Source organism: Kitasatospora sp. MY 5-36 (assembly GCF_001182915.1).
Classification (GTDB): domain Bacteria; phylum Actinomycetota; class Actinomycetes; order Streptomycetales; family Streptomycetaceae; genus Kitasatospora.
The window spans coordinates 1-2,262 of the sequence record NZ_LFVW01001041.1 but is presented as its reverse complement, the minus strand read 5'-3'; the positions used below and the strand labels follow the sequence as shown (position 1 = coordinate 2,262).

Below are 2,262 nucleotides of genomic sequence, written 5' to 3'. Positions count from 1 at the left end.
GTCGCCCGGCTGCCGGAGGGCCTGGTGCTGGACGCCGAGCTGGTCGCCTGGCGCGACGGCCGGTTCGCCTTCGGCGAGCTGCTGCGCACCCGCCGGGCCCGCGCCGCCGCCACCGGGGTCGCGCTCGGCCTGATCGCCTTCGACCTGCTGGCGCTGCCCGGCCGCGACGTACGCGCCCTTCCGCTCACCGACCGTCGCCGGCTGCTGCTCGCCGCCCTCGCCGACGTCCCGCCGCCGATCCGGCCGGTCATGGCCACCACCGACCGGGCGGAGGCGCTGGAGTGGACGGAGCGGCTCGCCGACACCGGGGTGGAGGGGCTGGTCTGCAAGGCCGCGGCGGCCCCGTACCGACCGCGCGGCGCGGGCCGGGTCTGGGTCAAGTACCGCCGCGGCGACACCCTCGACGCCACCGTCCGCGCTGTCACCGGCCCGGCCGCCCACCCGCACGCGCTGATCCTCCAGCTGGACGACGGCCGGGTGTTCCTGACCACCCCGCGGCTCACCCCGGTCCAGTCCCGCGAGGTCGCCGAACTCGCCCGCCCCCTGCTCGGCCCGCCCGCCACCGACCCGGACCACGGCCCGGTCCACCCGCTGACCGCCCCGCTCCGCGCCGAGTTCACCCTCACCGGCCGCCCGCCGTCCGCCACCTTCCTCCGCCTCCGCGGCGACTGACCCCGCCCTCGCTCCCCCTCGCTCACCGCCTCCGCTTCGCCGCCGCGTGGGCGAACTCCGTCACGAAGGCGTCGTCGAACAGCGGCAGGTCGCCCGGCTTGCGGCTGGTGACGAGCGGGCCGGGGCCGTCGTGGCAGACGTGGACCGGCTCGTCCACCCAGTGGGCGCCGGCGTTGACCAGGTCGGTGCGCAGGCTGGGCCAGGAGGTGAGAGTGCGGCCGCGGACGGCGTCGGCCTCGATGAGCGTCCAGGCCGCGTGGCAGATCGCCGCGACCGGACGGCCGGCGGCGCAGTAGGCGTGCACGAAGGCGACCGCCGGGCGGTCCAGGCGCAGCCGGTCGGGGTTGGCGACGCCGCCGGGGAGGACCAGCCCGTCGTAGGCCGCCGGGTCGGCCTCGGCGACCAGGGCGTCCACGGCGAAGGTGTCGCCCTCGGCGTGGTGCCGGACGGTGCGGACCCGGCCCTCGGCGGTGGACAGCAGCCGCGGGGTGCCGCCGGACTCGGCGACGGCCTGCCAGGGGTCGGTCAGTTCGACCTGTTCGGCCCCGTACGGCGCGACCAGGAAGGCGATCACGCGTCCGGTGAGCGTGGTGGACGGCCAGCCCATGGCGTGGTCGCTCAGCGCGGGTGCGGGGCGGTCAGGTCGACGGCCGCGGGCGGGGCGGAGCTGAGCCTGGCGCGCGGGCAGTCGAGGTGGACGGCGCGGTCGAGGTGGTCGAGCCGGGCGACCAGCCCGGCCGGGACGAGCACCCGGGTGCCGGGCACCCAGGGTTCGGCGTCGACCAGCAGGTGGTCCCCGGCGTCCTGTTCGACCCGGCCGACCGGGCCGTCGGTGGCGAGCACCTCGTACCCGACCAGCGTGAGGTCGGCGGCGGGATGGGAGCCCGGGCGGTACTCCCACAGGTCGGTGGTCATGGTGTCACGCCTCCGGACGGTCCCAGGGCCGCCGTTCGCGGCGCTCCCGGCGTTCCCGGGCCTCCGCCGGGTCCACCGCTTCGGTGCGGCCGCGGCCGGCGCGGCGGCGGCGGCGCAGCAGCTCGGAGGCGGCGAACGCGGCCGCCACGGTGGCCGCCCAGACCACGCCGAGCGCGACCAGTACGGCGGTGGCCGGGGTCCGCAGGCCCACGCCGAGGCAGATCATCGTCATCACCAGGGCGGTCAGCACGACCCCCGCCGAGAACCTGCGCCCGATGCCGCGGAGCACGCCCCGGACCCGGCTCGGCGGCTCGGCGCCCATGGTGCTCAGCTTCCGGTCGAGCCGTGTGTCCTGGCGCAGATCGGACTCGATCTCCTCGAGGAGCCGCCGCTCCCATCCGCTCAACGCGGGTCCGTCCATCTCGGTCACCTCCGACACTTCGGGTGACGTGCTCGCACCCGGGCGGTTGCCCGGTACGGGCTCGCGCTAACCGTTCCGGGCACCGCCTGTTCCGGCGCCGACGGGCCCGAACGCCCGGGGGCGGGCGAGCAGGCTGTCGTCCAGGACGCTCAACAGGGCGGCGGCGTCGCGGTGGACCTCGGCCGCACCCGCCGCCCGCAGCTCGGGGCCGGTGTCCCGGCCGGCCGCCAGGGCGACGCACGGCACCCCGGCCC

The 2,262-nt window shown here is 77.6% G+C and carries 3 protein-coding genes and 2 pseudogenes; 1 reads left to right on the top strand and 4 read right to left on the bottom strand.

The window, feature by feature from the left end; genetic code table 11:
* A pseudogene (locus AE652_RS39865) lies at positions 1–672 on the top strand (DNA ligase); the annotation flags it as partial.
* A gap of 22 nt (positions 673–694) precedes the next feature.
* On the opposite strand, the gene AE652_RS39860 reads toward AE652_RS39865, so the two are convergent.
* The 4 genes and pseudogenes from AE652_RS39860 to AE652_RS39845 form a co-directional block, all read right to left on the bottom strand.
* Positions 695–1,279, bottom strand: coding sequence for a type 1 glutamine amidotransferase domain-containing protein (locus tag AE652_RS39860; RefSeq protein ID WP_049660559.1), 585 nt, complete (start codon positions 1,277–1,279; stop codon positions 695–697).
* An 11-nt stretch (positions 1,280–1,290) separates the two neighbouring features.
* A complete protein-coding gene (locus AE652_RS39855; protein ID WP_049660555.1) occupies positions 1,291–1,587 on the bottom strand; it encodes a hypothetical protein in 297 nt (98 codons plus the stop codon).
* A gap of 4 nt (positions 1,588–1,591) precedes the next feature.
* A complete protein-coding gene (locus AE652_RS39850; protein ID WP_159028706.1) occupies positions 1,592–2,008 on the bottom strand; it encodes a DUF3040 domain-containing protein in 417 nt (138 codons plus the stop codon).
* A gap of 66 nt (positions 2,009–2,074) precedes the next feature.
* Positions 2,075–2,262, bottom strand: a pseudogene (locus tag AE652_RS39845) (hypothetical protein); the annotation flags it as partial.

Excerpts from the sequence above, each read along its gene's own strand:
- AE652_RS39850 (WP_159028706.1), bottom strand. The coding sequence starts at position 2,008 with ATGGACGGACCCGCGTTGAGCGGATGGGAGCGGCGGCTCCTCGAGGAG.
- AE652_RS39855 (WP_049660555.1), bottom strand. The coding sequence starts at position 1,587 with ATGACCACCGACCTGTGGGAGTACCGCCCGGGCTCCCATCCCGCCGCC.
- AE652_RS39860 (WP_049660559.1), bottom strand. The coding sequence starts at position 1,279 with ATGGGCTGGCCGTCCACCACGCTCACCGGACGCGTGATCGCCTTCCTG.